The sequence below is a fragment of the Flavobacteriales bacterium genome, assembly GCA_013001705.1.
Lineage (GTDB): Bacteria > Bacteroidota > Bacteroidia > Flavobacteriales_D > JABDKJ01 > JABDLZ01.
Map to the genome: position 1 here is coordinate 1 of JABDLZ010000141.1, position 16,980 is coordinate 16,980.

12 protein-coding genes and 1 tRNA gene are annotated in these 16,980 nt (G+C 50.5%); 9 read left to right on the forward strand and 4 right to left on the reverse strand.

Annotation, left to right across the window (positions count from 1 at the left end; translation table 11 throughout):
• The coding region (locus tag HKN79_05795; GenBank protein NNC83071.1) for a phosphotransferase at positions 1-822 on the reverse strand (822 nt) is incomplete at its 3' end.
• A 3-nt stretch (positions 823-825) separates the two neighbouring features.
• On the reverse strand, positions 826-2,466 hold the full coding sequence (locus HKN79_05800; GenBank protein NNC83072.1) for a T9SS type A sorting domain-containing protein: 1,641 nt from the start codon (positions 2,464-2,466) through the stop codon (positions 826-828).
• Between the two features lie 208 nt (positions 2,467-2,674).
• On the opposite strand from HKN79_05800, the gene HKN79_05805 reads away from it, so the two are divergent.
• Positions 2,675-2,748 (forward strand) — tRNA-Ala (locus HKN79_05805).
• 219 nt (positions 2,749-2,967) lie between these two features.
• On the opposite strand, the gene HKN79_05810 is transcribed toward HKN79_05805, so the two are convergent.
• Positions 2,968-4,455, reverse strand: a complete 1,488-nt coding sequence (locus HKN79_05810; protein ID NNC83073.1) for a T9SS type A sorting domain-containing protein — start codon at positions 4,453-4,455, stop codon at positions 2,968-2,970.
• A gap of 167 nt (positions 4,456-4,622) precedes the next feature.
• Positions 4,623-6,920, reverse strand: coding sequence for a DUF4397 domain-containing protein (locus HKN79_05815; protein NNC83074.1), 2,298 nt, complete (start codon positions 6,918-6,920; stop codon positions 4,623-4,625).
• Between the two features lie 51 nt (positions 6,921-6,971).
• On the opposite strand from HKN79_05815, the gene HKN79_05820 reads away from it, so the two are divergent.
• The 8 genes from HKN79_05820 (at position 6,972) to HKN79_05855 (ending at position 16,953) form a co-directional block, all read left to right on the forward strand.
• Positions 6,972-7,160, forward strand: coding sequence for a hypothetical protein (locus HKN79_05820; protein ID NNC83075.1), 189 nt, complete (start codon positions 6,972-6,974; stop codon positions 7,158-7,160).
• An 82-nt stretch (positions 7,161-7,242) separates the two neighbouring features.
• Positions 7,243-8,577 carry a VWA domain-containing protein gene (locus HKN79_05825; GenBank protein NNC83076.1) on the forward strand — a complete coding sequence of 445 codons (1,335 nt, stop codon included), beginning with the start codon at positions 7,243-7,245 and terminating at the stop codon, positions 8,575-8,577.
• A gap of 44 nt (positions 8,578-8,621) precedes the next feature.
• A complete protein-coding gene (rseP, locus tag HKN79_05830; GenBank protein NNC83077.1) occupies positions 8,622-9,962 on the forward strand; it encodes an RIP metalloprotease RseP in 1,341 nt (446 codons plus the stop codon).
• A 78-nt stretch (positions 9,963-10,040) separates the two neighbouring features.
• Complete coding sequence (locus HKN79_05835) at positions 10,041-10,889, forward strand: hypothetical protein (GenBank protein NNC83078.1); 849 nt, start codon at positions 10,041-10,043, stop codon at positions 10,887-10,889.
• A 3-nt stretch (positions 10,890-10,892) separates the two neighbouring features.
• Positions 10,893-12,170: a sodium:proton exchanger gene (locus tag HKN79_05840; protein ID NNC83079.1), complete on the forward strand. Its 1,278-nt coding sequence runs from the start codon at positions 10,893-10,895 to the stop codon at positions 12,168-12,170.
• On the forward strand, positions 12,167-13,201 hold the full coding sequence (locus HKN79_05845; GenBank protein ID NNC83080.1) for an FAD-binding oxidoreductase: 1,035 nt from the start codon (positions 12,167-12,169) through the stop codon (positions 13,199-13,201). Before HKN79_05840 ends, HKN79_05845 begins: the two co-directional genes overlap by 4 nt.
• A gap of 156 nt (positions 13,202-13,357) precedes the next feature.
• Positions 13,358-15,643 carry an OmpA family protein gene (locus HKN79_05850; GenBank protein ID NNC83081.1) on the forward strand — a complete coding sequence of 762 codons (2,286 nt, stop codon included), beginning with the start codon at positions 13,358-13,360 and terminating at the stop codon, positions 15,641-15,643.
• A gap of 5 nt (positions 15,644-15,648) precedes the next feature.
• Positions 15,649-16,953, forward strand: a complete 1,305-nt coding sequence (locus HKN79_05855) for a hypothetical protein (GenBank protein NNC83082.1) — start codon at positions 15,649-15,651, stop codon at positions 16,951-16,953.
• The last annotated feature ends 27 nt before the right edge of the window (positions 16,954-16,980 follow it).

Here is a 16,980-nt window from a genome sequence, read left to right on the forward strand (position 1 = left end):
GAAAAGCAGCACATGGACCAAGAGCGGATAGAGATTGCAGAGGTCCACTCGGTCTTGCCATTCGGGTTCCAAAGGAAAGGCCTCATCGTAAGCGGCATAGAATCGCTGATCGAAACCTCCGAAAAGCATGCTCATGGCCAGATCCATCTCCCGATGACCGTAGTAGACGGCTGGGTCATAGATGGTCGCCTCTCCATCGGACCCACACATGAAATTGCCCGACCACAGGTCGCCATGCAATAGGGCAGGGGCATCTTTTGGAAAAAGAGTGTCCAATCGCTCGTAGATGCGGTCGAAGAGGTGAATATCATCAGAGGTCAGGAGACCATTTCGATGTGCTTGCGAGCTGAGGGGTTTCAGGCGGGAATCCCTGAAGAAGGATGACCATGTAGGCGTAGGGGTGTTGTCTTGCTCCAGTGAGCCGATATAGTTGTCATGTTCCAGACCGAATGATTCCCAGCTCGACTTATGCATATCGGCCAGTCTACGACCGAAGACCTCCCAGAAGGCTGAATTCCGACTGCCTGATCCTAGGTATTCCATAAGTAGGAATTGACGATTTCCTGATTCACCCACGGTAAGAACCTTAGGAATCGAGAATTCACTGCACTCGGCCAGAAGAGCAAGACCTTGGGCTTCCTTTTCGAACATCTTCGGGAAGCGCTCAGCAATATTGATCTTCAGGAAATAGTCTTCCGCGCCTATACGAAGGCAAAAGGCCTCATTGATGTCTCCGCCACTGACCCGTGATGACTGGATGGGAAGAGAGCTGTCCCGTCCCAATGCGCTGAGGACCGCTTGGCCGAGTTCCGGGGAGAACACGACTTACTTTGTGAAGCTGGCCGCATGTAGACGGCCGTTTCCATCAGTGACCATGATCTGGTATAGCCCTCTGGATAAGAACGAAAGATCGATAGACACTAGACCGGTGCTTAGAGTCTGTTCTGAGTAGACCACCTCTCCTGTGACCGCTAGGATCTGAATCTGAAGTTCATCGACTTTCTCCTTCAACTCGAATTGGAGTCTATCGACCACCGGATTAGGGAAGATGGAAAATGGAACAGCATCCCATTGGGATAGTCCCGTAGTACAATCTGCTCCTGTCTCCTTCACGATTTCAATCGGATTGGATAATGCGTAGCAACCGATGATATCATCTGGAATCTGATTGCCTTCTACCAATCCACTCAATCCGGTGGCATAGCGCATATGCCACACCAGCACTGTCCCGGCTCCAGAGCCTTCGAAATCGATGAGGGTCGAAGATGGAAGGGAAAGTATGACTCCGGATTCATCGGTGATCACCATTTGACTGACATCCCCTACGCCTCCCGTTATCTCGAAATCGAATGCATCTGCGTTGCCGTCATCTGCACAGACGAGCCAGCTTTCTGTGCCGCCATTCACACTCAGTTCTCCACCATCCACTTCAATGATAGTCGCCTCTATCGATCCACTTACCTCACCCTCACAGTTGGCGTCACTTACGTCTGTAGGAGTATAAACACCCGCCCCACTGACCGGAATGGCTCCTGGAGAAGAGTCGAATTCCAGTGTGCCCTGTTGTACACCGTCCAGCTCATAGTCGAAAGTCCATGGGCCGGTACCGGTCAAATCAACTTCGATGGTGGGAACAGTATCGGTCGAACAGAAGGTATCCGGTCCAATCAAAGTAGCAGTCGGGATTTCGTGATGATTGACTTGAACGGTTCCTTGAGCGGTTCCCTCGCAGGTCGCGTCCGTTACCGAGACGAGATTGTAGGTCCCCTCCAAAGTCAGTTCCCATGGGTGAGGTGAAAGGGAGGTGTTCACGGGTTCTTCTATGACCCCGTCTCGAGAGTAGGTAAAGGTCCATGGGGCAATTCCGGTAAGCACGACTTGGAACACCGCGGTATCTCCGGGACAGATGGTCTGACTTCCCACCGCAAAGGCAGAAGCATCGCAGGGGACATCGACATTGGAGTTCTCTTGCCCTTCTGTAGAGACGACACTGACAGCCCAATCGGATGAGGCATCTCCCTCACCATCATATTCCAGGCTGGCTGCACCTCCTACATTATCGACAAAGTCTCCAGTGGTCCAGATACCGGCAGCCACCGCCACAGATGAGCGCGCATGTCCGGTACTTCCCCATTCAACATAGTCGATGATATTGGCCGAGTTACCGAATGAATTTGCAGTGTACAGCCCCAATTCATCATCAGCAGGAGCATAGCCGTGGCCTGAGACTACGAGTATGTCCCCTGGGGCCATGGTCGTAGTTCCTGATACTACCGTCATATTCTGTATCTGGGTATAGGTAGGAAAGGAGCAAAGCCAGAGTGTACCCACTTCGATGGTCGTAGAACCGACATTCTTCAATTCGACCGTCTGCTGTGGAGAGTAAATTACTTCATTCAGGACAACTTGCCCTTGGATGTGGAGAAGGGTGGCCGTGAGGGCCAGAAGGGTTAGATAGGATCGCATAGTAGTTTTCTTAGCCCTACGAATGTAATGCAGCTTGGATAGGAGGGTGAAGTATCTTATCGGCAAGCTTTGAAAACACAAGCCTTGAAAACCTTGTTTCTCGAATTTCGAATATGCTTACTTTAGCGCTCCCAAATTTCACATGGGGCATTAGCTTACTTCGACTGTCGCTCAGCACAGGCGCCTCGCAAATGCCCCGAAATAAGATGGGGCATTAGCTCAGCTGGCTAGAGCGCCACACTGGCAGTGTGGAGGTCAGCGGTTCGACTCCGCTATGCTCCACTTAACATACAAAGACAGGCTTCCATACGAGGTCTGTCTTTTTTTTTCGAGACAGGGGTCCGTGGCGGAGGAGAAGCCTGTCCTGAGCGCAGTCGAAAGTACTACCCAGCAGACCCTTAGCTCCGGTACCTGTTCGTTCTTTAGAGGGGGGAAAACAGAACAGCCCCACCGTTAAGAGGGGCTGTTCATCACTTCGTCACTGTTCGTGCTGACCTACGTTCACTCCTTAAGTAGCTTTATTGTCCCTTTGATGTCTTCATTATTCGCGATCTGGAGGAAATACAGTCCAGATGGAAGGTCCACCACATATTCAAATCGCGCGGTGGTTCCGATACGTTCCTGTCGTACGATGGATCCGGTGATATCGAAAAGCCGCACCTGAGCGGATTCATATACCTGGTCCAGTGTGATCGTATAGATCCCATCAGACGAGTTGTAGCTTACCCGTATGGGCTCTTCTTGTGGGAGGTCGGGCAGACCGGTATACGTACCTACTTCGAACACGCGCACATGGCCTGAATTGGTCCCGTTCACGTCATTGAATGGAGCTCCTACCGCCAGTTCATCCCCATAATAGGATAGATCGACCGACTCTCCGAATTGGTCTTGGCTCGAGACACCATCGATATCTTCTCCCACCTGCATCCAGGTGCCCCAATTGTATTGATACACCCTGGCCTGACCCGAATTGTTTCCATTACCATCGTTTGATTTGGCACCGATAGCTACACGTGATCCGTCATGATCCAAGGCCACGGCAGTTCCGAAAATGTCGCCCGAGGACTCTCCATGGAGGGATTGACCCAGCTGCGTCCAGCTCCCTTCCACATACTCGAAGATGCGCGTTTGCCCACTGGCCGCGCCCGCTCCTTGGTTCAAGCGACTTCCTATAGCCAGTCGATTTCCGTCCCCGGACAGGGAGACAGCACCTCCGCTGTGATCACCAGCAGCTTCTCCGTTTATATGTGCCCCACAAGGCACCCATTCATCTCCGGTAAAATCGTAGACCTGAACATGACCTGCGGCATCGCCATTGCTATCGTTCAATCGTGCTCCAGCTGCGATACGCTGACCATTGGATGATATGGAGACAGAAGTGCCGAAAAGGTCTCCTTCCATCTGACCATTGATGGGAGAGCCCATCATGTACCAGTTCCCATCGATGAACTGATAGGCTCGAATTTGTCCTGAATTGGAACCATTGACCGAAGCCCCTGTAGCACCCACCACCAGATTTCCTCCATAACCTGAAAGATCTACGGAGAATCCGAAGAGACTGTTCATGGGTCCATTGATGTCGCTTCCGAGTTGCACCCAGTCAGCTCCATCGTATTCATAGACCCGAACATGACCGGAAGCCGGCCCATTGGCGGTGTTCTGAATGGCGCCTATGGCGACACGATTTCCATTGCCGGACAGGGCGACCGCTGAGCCCGATTCATCATCTGGAGCCTCTCCATCGAGATCGGCACCAATCTGTACCCATCCATCAGCAGTCCGTTCAAAGATTCGGACATGGCCCGCATCTTCTCCATTGCCGTCATTGAGTCGTGCGCCTACGGCTAAGCGATTTCCATCATTGGATATGGAAATGGCCGAACCAAAGAAATCGCTTTCATTCTCGCCTAAGATAGCCTCACCGATCTGCGATTGTCCAAAGGCAGACATGGATAGTATCAATAGTAGTTGTAGTAGTGGTGTTTTCATGGGAAAAGGATTTATAACCTTGGTTCCAAAGTACTTGCACCGACCAACGGCATTTCAGCTTTAATCACAAAAGCTTCAACAATTGATTATGAATAGCGAAGGCGAGCCTTTATAAAAGGAAACCCGGTGCCTTGAAGACACCGGGTTCCCAACCTTATATACTCGACTCAAAGTTTTACCAAGCGCTCTGTGCTGATACGCTCACCGATCGATACGGCAACTGTATAGATGCCCTCTGAAAGGTCAGAGATATCGATGCGTTGGATATTATTGGCCTCGCTGACGACCAACCTTCCTTGCGTATCATAGATAGCGATGCTCTCGATCTGTTCTGATGAACCGATGAATAGTTCATCCTGAGCAGGATTAGGGAACATGTTGAAAGCAATCGGCTCGAAGTCATCGACACTTGTGACCAATGGGAGAGGAATCATCTCTCCACCAGTGGCAGGGGCGACCCAAAGTCCGAATGCTGGACCGTCATTATTGACACCGGGATCCAAGAATCCAGAAGCCACCACTGTGATGGCTGCTCCATCCAATGCCAACGTGGACAATGGGGCGTCATACGTGGCAACGGTTGTCGCGTTATCAGAGGTCTGCACCGCCAGTTGATAGTCGGCAGTTGCCAGCTCCAAGTAGCCTTGGAACTCTGTATAAGCGACATCATCCACAATCACTCCAGCGCCTACTCCTACTTCTGCAACATCGACTATCGGGGCATCAGTGGACCCGTGATGTACAAGGACATCGGTATTGGAAGCTGAAGAAGCTGCTTCACGACCCATGTCATATATCTGCAGTCCAAAGGCTGGAGCAGGGGTATAGGTACCTGTGCTCAATCCGGTGATTCCGTCAGCTACTATGATATAGGTGGCACCTTCTTCAAGAGTAGCCGGGAGGTTGTAGATGGATTCTGATACATCAGAACTCCCTCCTGGGGCGATATCGATATTGATCTCAACTCCTCCCGGAAGGTCGATGAATGGAGTGGCCGTGCGGAATTCAAAGCCAGGAATGGCGAGAACACCATCGATATATACATCGACTGAAGCTGCAATATCCTCAGCGGAATTGTGAATGACCTGTGCTCGCGCAGGGCAAGAAGTCTCTGAGACAGAGATTTCGAAATCACCTTGTTCACCCGCATAGGAATCGACCAGGATCCAGTATGTCTGTCCTACAGTGAGACCACAGTAGGTCAGATCCGAGGCGTAGATAGAAGTACCAGCAGCACAGCCATCGGTCACGTCATCATTAGCACCCAATAAGGTCAAGGTGCTATAATCTGTGCAATCGGTGGCAGAGTAAAGTGCTACTTGGGTGTCAATGGTATTGTTATCGCTACAGGTGCTGATGTTCACCCCGCTACTCGTGGCCTCAAATGAGAACCATACCGAATTCTGAATGGCAAGGTCTCCCCCGCACCATCCATCTTGGGAAACGCATGATGATGTACCGTCTGTTCCTGCTGGAGGAGCGATGACCTCTTCACCAGCGGGAACGGTCGCATTCACATTAGAATAGACGCCCGTAGTGCCATCAGTAGGAAGACTGATCGCGTTACATGGGTCATCATTGGCCGGAATGAGCGGAAGTGCAAGGAAAGCACCTCCTCCTGCAGTAACAGCAAAGAGTCCGAATGCTGGACCGTCACCGTTCTGAGATGGGTCAAGGAATCCGCTAGCGACCACAGTGATGGCAGCATCATCTAGACCCAAGGTGGACAGAGGAGCTCCGTATGTCGCCACGGTCACCGTCTGATTCTCATCCTGTACGGCAAGTACGTAATCCGCAGTAGGCAATTCCAAGTAGGGTACGAAACCCGGGTAGGAAGCATTGTCAACAATGGTCCCAGCACCCACACCTACTTCAACTACATCTACCGTAGGAGCATCGGTAGAACCGTGGTGTACGAGCACATCGGTATTGCCCATCATGGAAGCCGCTTCGCGGGCCATAGGAAACACCTGCAGACCAAAAGCAGGAGCCGGAGTGTAAGTGGTGCTACTGAGACCTGTGATACCATCTGCTACCACCAGGTAGGTCTCGTCCGCCTCTAAAGTCAAGGAGACATTATATACGGATTCAGAAACATCCGCACTCGTTCCGGGTGCGATGTCGATCTCAATTGGCGTCCCGGCCGGTAGGTCCAAGAAACCCGTTGCGGTACGAAATTCGAAATCAGGTACCGCGATCTCTCCGTTAACATATACGTCCACAACAGTGGCCGCGTCATCTGGAGAGTTGTGGAGGATATTGACCCGTGCGGTCTGGGCTGAAATACTGCCCAAGAAGAGCATCGCAACTAAAATGAGTGAAAATTTTTTCATGGTTTTTGAATTTGTATTACCCCCTCTAGATTGAACAGAAGTATTAAACGCTGCATATTTGTTCAATGAAATCACAGAATAATTAAACAGTCTGGAAATCAGTGACTTTTGTGCGAAATCATGAGGAAGCATCAGAGCAGCATAGGGAATCTATAGAGGGTGAATAGCAATAGTGAATGCAACATGGATAATTTGGACGATGCAATGGATAATGCACTGAGGAACAAACTAAGAGGGCATCAGATGGAAAGCCCGCGAGACCTCTGGTCCAGAATAGAAGCAGAAATGGATGCTGGAGAAGAGAATTCGGCTGACACAGAAGATACTTCCGATACCGAGGCCTTTTATCAAGCCATCGCAATCACGGTCTGAGATATACCATTGGCCCTGTTTTTGAGTTCTTTGGAACATGGGTCAGAGATTCCTGAATCTATTTTTGATACTTGTGCTGTCCGTGTCACATGCACAAGGACAGATCACCCCTTCGCTCGAAAAGCTGGATTTCGGTGAGGTCGACCGAGGTAGTGACAGGCTGCATGAGTTTGTTCTGGTGAATGAGAACTCCCAACAGGTCTCCTTACTCAGAGTACAGACCAAGAGCAGCATCTTCGACATACGTACAGATAAACGCGAGATTCCACCACGCGATAGCATGACCGTAAGGATCAAGCTAAACCCAGTGAGAACAGGAAATGTGCGGGATGAACTGACCATTTTCTTCGGGAAAGAAACGGTACGGATCCCCATACGGGCCGAGGTGAAATATGTCGATGCGGCAGATAATCTCCCATGCCCGGATTTCGACCGAACAGACCCTGGAGCCGGGTCGGATTGGTCGGCTTACTTCAAAGTCATCGATAGAGATACCGGAAAGCCATTGAAAAAGGCTGAGATCGTCCTTTCAGGTAGAGCAGGACATCAGATCATAGGGATGACCGATGCCTCGGGAATCTGGGAGTCGACCTTGCCCATAGATTTCTATGACATCCAGGCCAGCAGAGCTGGATACGCCAAATACACCATGGAGTCCTATATAAATCGTAGGAATAAGGATTTCATCCTCGAGTTGATGTCGGGAGAAATGGGGAGTGTGGTGGTGAGAAGACCAGGAGCGTTGGATACTGAAAAGGAAGAAGAGAAGGAACCGAAAGCTCCCGAGGAGGAAACGGTCAAAGAAGAACTCTCAGAGACCGAGGAAGAGGCGATGGTCGAGCAGCACCCCGAGTTCTCCTTGACCGAGTACAGACCCAATAATGTGGTCTTCTTGGTAGACATCTCCACCTCCATGCGGAAACAGGACCGGATAGAACTGCTGAAATCCAGTATGATCGAGCTCGCACACATGCTCAGACCGCAGGATATCATTTCCATAGTGACCTACGCCACCACCACCGATGTCGTTCTATCTGGTCAAGCAGTGAAGGACAGTCAGGAGATAGAGGCGATCATCGCAGGACTCCAGGCCGAGGGGAAAACAGCCGGTGAGGCCGGTCTCAAACAGGCCTATACCATCCTTAAAAGGCATTATATCGAGCAGGGGAATAACCAAGTGTACATCGCCACCGATGGAGCATTCGATCATGGAAGTGATAAGGTCAGAAAACTCGTCAGTAAGAAGGCGAATAGAGGTATGCGCTTGTCTGTTCTATCCATACGGGCCAGTCGATGGGTGGATGAGAAGATGCAGGAATTGGCAGAGACCGGCAAGGGTAGACACCTCAGTCTGCAAGAAGATAGTGACCGAGAGAACCTTCGGGAACTGATCAAGCAACAGAGCAAACGGAAATAGATGAATGCATTGACCTACCTTTGCCCCCGTTTTCTTCAAGCATTATGGAAGTACTGATACAAGCCACACAATTCCTATTGAGTCTGAGTTTACTCATCGTACTGCATGAGTTCGGACACTTCATTCCTGCCCGACTGTTCGGTACGCGTGTGGAGAAATTCTACCTCTTCTTCGATTACAAATGGTCCTTGGTCAAGAAAAAGATAGGTGATACCGAGTGGGGAATAGGCTGGATACCCTTAGGAGGCTACGTGAAGATTGCCGGTATGATCGATGAGAGCATGGATACCGAGCAGATGAAAGGTCCAGCTCAACCTTGGGAATTCAGGGCCAAACCAGCATGGCAACGACTGATCATCATGCTGGGCGGAGTCACGGTCAATCTGATACTCGGATTCTTCATCTATGCGATGATGATGTGGGCTTTGGGGGAGCGCACCCTCCCCAATGATAATCTGAAAGACGGAGTGTGGGTGATGAGCGAGATCGCTGAAGAGATCGGCTTCAGAAATGGAGATAAGATACTCAGCGTCAGAGGAGAAGAAGTCCCTCTGTTCACCTCACTTACCGAAGAGATCATCTATGGAGGCGAGGTCATGGTGCTCCGCGATGGACAACAGGTAGCACTTACCGTTCCTGAATCTGTGGTAGGGACCCTTTCAGAACGCAGGACAGGCCCATTCTTTTACCCGCGTGTGCCCTTCATCATCAATTCAGTACCGGATACATCCCACAATGCGGGAGTCATTCAACCTAAAGATGAGATCTTGGCGCTTGCCGGTCGTCCGGTCAAGTATTATGACCAGGCCCAAGACATGCTCAAAGAAATGGCCGGAGCATTGATCGAATTGGATATACGCAGAGATGGCAAGCGTATCGGGGCTCAGGTAAAGGTCAACGAAGACGGGATGATCGGAGTGCGCCCATTGATCATGAGTTTCGATGAATTGGAGCGCACCGGGCAGTATGAATTCGTCACTGAAGAATATTCATTTGCAGAATCATGGCCCGCTGGTTGGAGAAAGACCATGGACAAGTTGGGCAGTTATGTCAGACAATTCAAACTCATTCTCAATCCGGAGACCGGGGCCTACAAAGGCATGGGTGGATTCATGGCCATAGGTGGGCTGTTCTCTGCAGAGTGGGATTGGGTCCATTTCTGGGAGATAACGGCCTTGATCTCACTTATCCTGGCATTCATGAACCTATTGCCCATACCTGTATTAGATGGAGGTCATGTCATGTTCCTGCTCTATGAGATGGCCACCGGCAGAGAGCCGAACCAGAAGATTCTGGAGTACGCTCAGATGATTGGATTCTTCTTGTTGATCGCTTTGTTGATCTATGCCAACGGTAACGACATCTATCATTGGCTCAAGGGCTGATCGATTTCCACATTATCAAAGGCATAAGTAGGTGCAAAAAGCTGCCGACCAGCACCTACAGACCCTACTTTCAGCAGCATGAGATTTCTAACGATCACGGTTCTGCTCCTGCCCTTGTGGATAGTCGCACAGGATTACACCATTCAAAGTCGTAATTGGGAAACCCAAACTGAGAAACAGGGCACTACCGAAATGCTTGTGGTACCCGTACATCCGCACTACATCATCTCAGAAGTGGACCGCATGATCACACCTGAGGGCATGACGGCCATAGAAATGCGCGAGAAACTTCGGCAGCGGTTTTCCATGGAAATGACCCGCTTGCTCAGTGATAGTTTAGAAGCTCTGGACCTGCTGATCAGTGATATACCGGACACAGAGATAGACCTACTGGACTATCTCTACAATGCGATCGACCATCGGTACGTGAAGCATGAGACAGAAGAAGAAGACGTCAAGAAGTTCAAGATACCCCTCCCCAAAAAGAAGGACAAAAGAGTCTATGGGGCATATGCTACCAAGGAGAATGGTCAACTCAAGCGTATGGAGGTGGATCATGACCGGTACATGTCGGTCGAGTTTGCAAATCCGGGAGCGGTCGACTACCTCCAAGACTTGTATGCATTCGAACACTTGTTGGTAGTGACCCAGATCGAGATGAGAAGGAATACAGAAGAGGCCGATGACCTACCCTATCTCATCTCTGTACACTACGAAGTGATGGATCACAAGGGCAATGCCGAGTACGGTGGGAAGACCACCAAGACCCTGGATGCCCAGGACCTGGAGTATACGCACCTCACAAAAACCATCATCAAGGAGCTGGCGAAAGACTGCATTGCCCATATTTGGAAGCAGAATCAAAGCCCAAGCCCTTTACCTGAACCTGAACAAACCTTACGTCAGGTGGATTCATCAGACTACTGAGCCATGGATTATTACATCGTTATTGGGCTTTCGCTCATCATCATCCTTTCCCATTTCTTCAATGTGATCTCGGATCGCACGAATATTCCCAGCGTAGTTCTACTACTAGGGATGGGTATCCTGATGAAGGCCATTCTGGACTTCTTCGGCTATGGGGATAAATTGGACTTCATCTATAGATTCGAGGTCCTGCCGGTGATCGGCACCATGGGATTGATACTCATCGTGCTGGAAGCGGCCCTCGATCTGAAACTGACCCGTGACCGATGGCCCGTCATCTGGCGTTCATTCGTCATAGCGCTGCTCTCACTGGCATTTACCACCACTGCGGTAGCCCTTATTCTGCAATACTTCTTGTTCTTGGACACCTTCCAAGCATTTCTCTATGCCATGCCGCTTTCCATCATGTCATCGGCCATTGTCATCCCGAGTGTGACCAATCTATTGCCGGAGCGCAAGGAGTTCATGATCTATGAGAGCACCTTTTCCGATATACTGGGTATCATGGCCTTCTACTTCTTTCTGGGCAATTCAGACGGTGGATCAGCAGCTGAGGTGACTTGGGGAGTTACATCGAGCATCATTCTGACCATCATCCTCTCGGTGGTGATCAGCGGGGTCCTGGTCTGGCTCTTTCACAAGATGACCAGTCATGTCAAGCTATTCCTGGTGATAGCGATACTCATGTTTCTCTATGCCATCGGTAAATTGTTCCATTTCTCCAGTCTGGTACTCATTCTTGTATTCGGATTGATGCTCAACAATCCAGAGCTCTTTTTCAGAGGTAGACTTGCAGGATATATCCGCACAGAGAACCTGAAACCCCTGCTGCGCGATTTCCATATCATCACGCTGGAAAGTGCCTTCGTACTGCGCACCTTCTTCTTCATCATCTTCGGATTGACAGTAAGTCTTACCGGACTGCTGAGTATCAAGGTGTTGCTGGTCAGTGTAGCAGTCATCCTAGTGACCTATCTACTGCGCTATGTCATGCTCAAGTTGTTCAAGAACGACTCTATCGACCCCTTGCTCTATATCACACCGAGAGGATTGATCACCGTACTGCTATTCTTCAGTATCCCGGGAGAATTCCTCAATGAGGATTTTGATGCGGGCATACTCCTCTTCACCATCATGGCCACGAGTTTGATCATGACCTCTGCGCTCATCCGCAGGGGTAGGGAACTATCGATTCCTGACCCCATTCCCAACGAGGATGCAGAACTGGAGATGTATGAGAAAGAGCTGGATGATAGCCTCAAACTCGATAATCCTGAATGACGGCTGACCAAGGCCCGATATGCATCATAGGTCAGGGCATCGCGGGAACCAATCTGGCCTGGTCCTGTTATTTGAATGATATTCCCTTCCGCATCTTCGATGATGGGCATATGAGCGCATCATCCAAGGCCGCAGCCGGACTTTTCAATCCCATGATCCTCAAGCGTAGGAGACTTGCTTGGAAAGCCAAAGAATGCTTCGAACCTCTTGCAGGATTCTATCATCGAATAGAAGGGATCATCGGGCAGAGATTCTTCTACCCTTCGGGTATTTGGCGAAGAATGACCTCTATGGAAGAAGTCAATGATTGGCAGGGCCTGCAAGAGAATATGGGATTCGCACCATTTCTGGGAAGGCAGGCCAAGGACTTGGGAGTTTCTGGGCGTTTGGATGCCCCTTTTGGATTTCAAGAAGTGACCCAAGCGGGCTTTGTACGAACGGATGAGTTCATGAGCCTTTCAAGAAGGCACTTCGAAGATCAAGGAGCCTATCATCGAGAAACAGTGGACGAGCAAGGTATCGAGGACCTTGCAGAGTCAGCTTCCGCTGTGGTCTTGGCGAGAGGACTGGCTGAACAGCATCACAAAACCCACTTCGGAGCCTTGCCTTTCTCACCGGCCAAAGGGCACACGATTGAAATATACAGTCCAGAGCTCAAGCTCGGTCATATCATCAAGGGTCCTTGTTTCATCATTCCCTTAGGTGAGGATCGCTATCGCATCGGAAGCACATACAGCTGGACAGGTCTGGACCGAGGGGTGGAGAAATCAGAAGTAGAAAAACTGGAAGGCATGCTACGGTCCTTTGTGGATTGTAGCTATGAGATTTCCGAAGAATGGGCCGGGGTGAGACCGGCCACCAAGGACCGCAGACCTTTGATAGGGAGAAGTGATGTGGATAAGCGCATCGTGTTGTTCAATGGATTCGGTTCAAGAGCCTTGATGACCACCCCAGTGCTCAGTCAGCACTTGCTGGATCATCTCTTCAAGGGAACAGAGTTGTGGTCAGAAGTGGATCGGCACCGGACCTAGGTAAAATGAACAGCAACTTGTGTAAAGCACTCGGGATCCTGGGGCTCTTCAGACCGACCAGCACGTACTTTCGGTAACGTAAAGTGAAAAATCCACGTACAAAGTGCGAGAGATGTGCTTCTATCCTCCATAGTATCGAAGACCATCGAACCGAACATGAAGAGTTTTAAGAAGAATGTGCAGGGTCTCCGATCACTGACCGTTGCAGTCATGTGCCTCATGCTGTGCCTCACCTCTATGGGCCAGCAGAAGAAGGCCAAAGAACTGTTCCGGCAGAAGAAATTCAGCGCAGTCATCGAGCACTATACACGGGACTTCAAGCAAGGTCTCGAGCCTGCAGATGTGCGCATCTTGACCAAGAGCATGTTGCGTATCGGACTTGTGCCTGATGCGCTGGAACTGGCCCAACGGTCCTATCTGGATAGACCCGCTGAACCCGAGATCATCCTGGCCTTGTGCGAAGCCCTGATCTATGAAGGGGATTATGCGGCAGCCTATTATCTGCTCGATGAGATCGTGGACCCCAGCTATAAGACCGATGAGCTCTACTTACTGGCTCAACAGGCAGCCGTTCTCAAAGAATGGCAGAACAGGGAATCGGAGTATGATGTCAGCCCGCTGAACGGCTTCAACACACCCAAGAACGAATTCTCTCTCTATATCCACAATGGGAAGCGCATCTTCTGCTCTTCTCAATCCAAGGATGATGTCGCCCAGGAGCTCTACGACCGAGGAAAAAAAGAATACACATCGCTATGGGAAGCGGATGGAGATACCTCTGACCACCGACCCTTCAGTGGGGGAAGATTCAAAGGGAAATTCAATATCGGACCCTTTGCCTTTTCCAAAGACAAATTCTATTTCACTTTCTCAGAAGAACTGAGCCCGGGAAACAATCTGCTGCAGATACTCAGCACAGATGCCAGTGACCCGAGTCTCTCCACGGCAGAGGTGGTCCCACTCTTTGACGGAGAGTATAATATGGCTCACCCCACATTCAGCCCAGACGGAAACCGCATCATATTCTCCTCTGATCTCCCAGGTGGATACGGTGGAATGGACCTTTACTACAGCGTCAAGACCATCTCAGGATGGAGCAGCCCCATAAATCTGGGTGAAGTAGTCAATACAGCGGGCAATGAAGTGTTCCCGCGCTTGATCGATGGTCAACTATACTTCTCATCCAACGGGCATCCCGGCTATGGTGGACTGGACATCTTCGTAGTGACCGATGACATGCATCGGGAGGATCTACGGAATCTTTATGCGCCTATCAATTCCCCATTCGATGACTTCGGCTACTTGCGCACTGGAGAATCTTCCGGATATTTCTCGTCCAATAGGCCTGGAAGTGCCGGTGGAGATGACATCTTCATGTACCAGAAGAAGAAAGTGAAGCCCGATATGCGCCTCATTTCAGGTATTCTGGAGATAGAGGGTATACCTCGTAAGAATGTCAAGATGGTCTTGACCGATAAGGAGGGGAACATTCTCGAGCAGGCCTATACCGACATGTATGGGGTCTTCTATTTCAACCGGGACCCAGAGGGGGGAGAATTCAACATCAAAGCCGTAGAGGACGATGAATCCGTGAAGAAAGCGGCTGTATTCCTGACGGATTCCAAGGGGAATAAATCGCAGAAACTTGTAGCTGATGCCGAAGGCAATTTCACCTTCGAATTGCTGGCCTTGGACGATTATTACATCGACTATATAGATGTGGAGGATAACACCCTCTTTGCCTTCACCATGAAAGGGCAACTATTCCGTTCCAGCCCAGGTGATATGGATGAGAACATCGAGATCAATCTCATCACCGAACGAGGAATCATCAAGAAAGACACCCGATCGACAGATTTCGGTTACTTCCAATTCAATGATGTGGTGCCTGAGGACCGCTATTGGTTCTTTGCCGATGCAGGGGGACAACCCTTGAAGATGGCCATCTTGGATGAGAATGACATGATCGTCAAGATTCTGGACCAGGATGAGAACGGTAGATACTACTATGACCGTCCATTCGATGAAGGCCAGATGATCTCCCTCTACAATGAGGATATGGAGCTAGTGACCATTGCCGCAGACCAAGCGATCAACATCCCCAACATATTCTATGACCTGAATAGCTATCAGCTAAAGGATTCGGCCAAGGTCGAGCTGGAAAAATTGATAGACATCCTCAAGAATAATGAGGATCTCAAGATCGAGTTGAGCTCACATACCGACAGTCGGGGTGGCGCTCGGTATAATGAAGAACTCTCCTCCAAGCGCGCCCGAGAAGCTTGGGCATTCATTGTGGGGCACGGTATAGACCCCAAGAGGATCGTAGCCATAGGACGCGGTGAAGATGAACCCGTCAATAGCTGCATAGATGGTGTGAACTGCACGGAACAAGAGCACGCCATCAATCGGAGGACTGAATTCCGCATACTCAGCAACTGAGCCCGGTGCTTCCTGAGGCATTCATCCAGCGTATAGAGGAGCAACTGGGCCCTGAAGCTGAAGAATTCCTCGCCTCTCTGGAGCATCCACCTAGCACTTCCATTCTCAAACATCCTACTTCCCAACTCGACTATACCGGAGACCCGGTACCTTGGAATCCAGAGGGGCTCTACTTGGAAGACCGACCTGAGTACATCAAAGACCCCCTGCTCCACGCTGGACACTACTATCCGCAAGAGGCCAGTTCGATGATCGTACAGCACCTGGTCGACCGCTTGGCATTACCTCCTGAGAGTCTGTGTCTCGACCTATGTGCTGCACCAGGAGGAAAGTCCCGCAATATCCTACAGGCCATCTCATCAAAGGCACTGCTCATATCCAACGAGATCATCAAGAGCAGGAGAAAGATCCTGGATGAGAACCTCATCAAGTCGGGGTATCCGAATTTCATGACCACATCCATCCACCCCTCCGAATGGCGAGAGGTGAGCGAGATGTTCGACCTAGTATTGGTGGACGCCCCCTGCAGTGGAGAGGGCATGTTCCGCAAAGGGAGTGTTGCGGCAGAGCACTGGTCAGAAGAGAATGTGCAGTTCTGCGCTGCCAGACAAGGATCTATCCTCGAGGATATCTCATCTACGCTCAGGCCCGGTGGATACCTCATCTACTCCACCTGCACTTACGCCCCGCAGGAGAACATCGAGCAGATACAGAAGTGCTTGGATTTGGGACTAGAGCCCGTCCAAATCCCTTTACCGCTGGCTTGGGGATTCAGCGCCATCGGTGACCAGGGCAATGCCTATCAGGCCTACCCGCATCGGGTGAGGGGCGAGGGCCTGTTCTTCATGGTGATGCGCAGACCGGGAGGATCCGAGCGCAATACGGCTTCCTTGAAGCCTTCAGGGAGCATCCCGTGGCCGATCGACATCCCGGACGGATATATAATAGAGAAGCGGGATACGGAATTCTATCTCATGAATACACGATTCCAAAATGCTCTCGAAGAACTCTCCCATCTCAAAGGGGAGTCACCACAAGGCCATTTTCTCGGAGAGGAGAAAGGTGGGCATTTCATTCCTTCTACTTTTCTCGCCCGTTCAGGCCTGCTCACGAACCCGGAGCACGTGGAATTCGACCTACATCAAGCACTGGCCTATCTGCGTAGAGAGACCTTTCAACTGAATAACGAGATATCGGATGGCTGGTATATCGTCAGATTCAACAAGGCAATCCTCGGGTGGATGAAGGTTGCGGCCGGAAAGATGAAGAACCATTACCCCAAGCGATGGATGATCCGCAAGCGATGGTGACTCTACTTGGCCGTCAGAGCCAGTGCG